General features: G+C 53.7%; 3 protein-coding genes. All 3 read right to left on the reverse strand.

Annotation, left to right across the window (positions count from 1 at the left end):
• Window positions 1-428: N-formylglutamate amidohydrolase (locus AC221Y_RS23260; protein ID WP_486708653.1), on the reverse strand; the 428-nt coding region annotated here is incomplete at its 3' end.
• 60 nt (window positions 429-488) lie between these two features.
• A complete protein-coding gene (locus tag AC221Y_RS23265; RefSeq protein WP_486708654.1) occupies window positions 489-1,634 on the reverse strand; it encodes a M24 family metallopeptidase in 1,146 nt (381 codons plus the stop codon).
• A 13-nt stretch (window positions 1,635-1,647) separates the two neighbouring features.
• On the reverse strand, window positions 1,648-2,090 hold a 443-nt coding region (locus AC221Y_RS23270), incomplete at its 5' end, for a maleate cis-trans isomerase family protein (protein WP_486708655.1).

The following is a 2,090-nucleotide window of genomic DNA, read 5'->3' on the forward strand; positions in this document are numbered from 1 at the left end:
GAAACAAGCGCCGGAAGGCTCATTTCCGTGCTTGTCTTGGCTTCAATCACCTCGCTCAGTTTGGCGTGAAAGGGCTGATGGATTTGTGCGATCCGTCTTGCCTTTTCCTGGGCTGAAAGGCCCTTATTCCCCGGGACCGGTGACCCGTCACCTTGTTCAGGAATAAGTGTCGAACTGTCGAGGGCGCGATTGCAATCCAGAACGAGGCGGGAAATCTTCGATGATATGAGCGGCGCGTCGAACCTTTGTGCCAGATGAAAGGCAAGGTCATAGGCACCGGGATCCCAGCCGATATGAGAGTTTATCACCGCTTCGGACAGTCCAAGATCGCCGTATTCGTCGGGGACGAATTGAGAAGCATGTTCACATGCAAAGATTATGGGTCCGGTGCCATCTAAATTGTCGACTTGTGTATAGCTTAATGCCAATTCAGATCACCGAAATGTATTTCTAGGGTTCGTTACAGAAACGACTGGAACCAAAGTGATTCAACCGTTTACGTTGAGGAGCTTGCGCGGTGCCTCGGTCAATCTGACTCCACCTCCATCGCTCACAACCACGGTTTCGCTGAAAGCAAGCCCGTTCGCGACAGTGTACATATGAAACACCATATTGCGCTTAAGCTCCCAGTCGTCTTCGGGGCGAAACACATAGGTGAAGTCGCTCGATCGGCAGGTGAATTGTTGATAGTAGCCAAGACTATAGCCTGAAATATTGTCGTATTTGGATTTGAGCCCTGATTTCAGCATCCCGTCACGCAAGATGTGGTCTACATCGCTGGCGCGCGCGCCGGTTTTCATAGCCGCAATCTGCTGGTCCTGAAGCGCTACTATGCGCTCGGCCCGCTCACGGGTTTCTGGATCTGGTTCCCCAACATAAACGGGGCGCATTAGGCGAGCAGAATAGCCCAGATACTGTGGGATCATTTCTACGTGTAGAAGGTCACCTTCCTTGAGTGGTTCGTCATCGACCAGCGCGTGCATCTTGCTGTCGTCAAGTGCCCGAGTGACGGGGCCGATGACACCCGCATCGCCGCCACTTAAGATTATCTGTTTTGCCGCCATCGCGACACAGTCGCGTGCGGAAAGCCCGCTGCGGAACTCCTTCAGGATCAGTTCAATACCGTCGTCGGCTATCTCCGACGCTTTTTTCAAGTAGGCGATCTCTTCCTCAGTCTTGATTGACCGCATTTCCCGCAAAGGCTGCGAGATGTCGACAAACGAAGACTCCGGAAAAGCGGCCTGCAATGCATCGAAACGGTTCAGGGTCATGTTGTAGGAATCGCGATCAATCGCGATCGTTCCATGCTTCAGGGGCCGTTTGGAAAGCTCCGCCTTCAATATCTCGACCGGGTTTGCCCAGTCAGGGTAGCCGATGACATTTTGCGGGGCGACATCGCCATATTCATGGCATGTTCCCTCGTCCACGCAGCGCAAAATCATCAGCGGCGAACCGTATTGAGGCAATACACAAAACTGCTGAAAACCCTCGGACATCGCATAACCGATCAGATGAAAAATGAACTCAGGCTGATCGATGAGAAGAATATCTGCCCCGACCTCGGCCATGACCGCCTGGATTTCGCGATGGCGTTTCTCAAATACAGACTGCGAAAAGAAAAGCTGCTTGTTCATTGTAAGTGCCTATTCAAGTGTTGAGATTTGTATCCAGGACGAGCTGCCCAAGCCGGCCAAAACCGTTCAGGTTGCGATCATAGCCAGCCAGCCGCAAGGCATGCCACGCCATGGCCTGGTTGCTGGTGATTACTGGAAGCCCCAGTGTTTGTTCGATCTCTTCGATCAGACCGACGACCCGCAACCCGGTACAGCTGATGAACAGTGCGTCGGCACCCTGCAGACTCTGCTCGCGGGCTGTCGCAAGGATGTCGTCGTGTGACACCTGACAAATCTCGGCGTCGGTTTCGAGTCCATAAGTCGTGACATGCGGAATCCCGATTCCCTTGTTCTGAAAGGCGTCGCGCATATAGGACGTCACTTCGACCGTGTAGGGGGCGAGAAGAGATACCCGTTTCGCGCCGATATGGCGCAAGGCCTCCACAGCGGCCGTGAAGGGGTTGGTGCAGGCCACGC

The organism is Boseongicola sp., assembly GCF_057460485.1.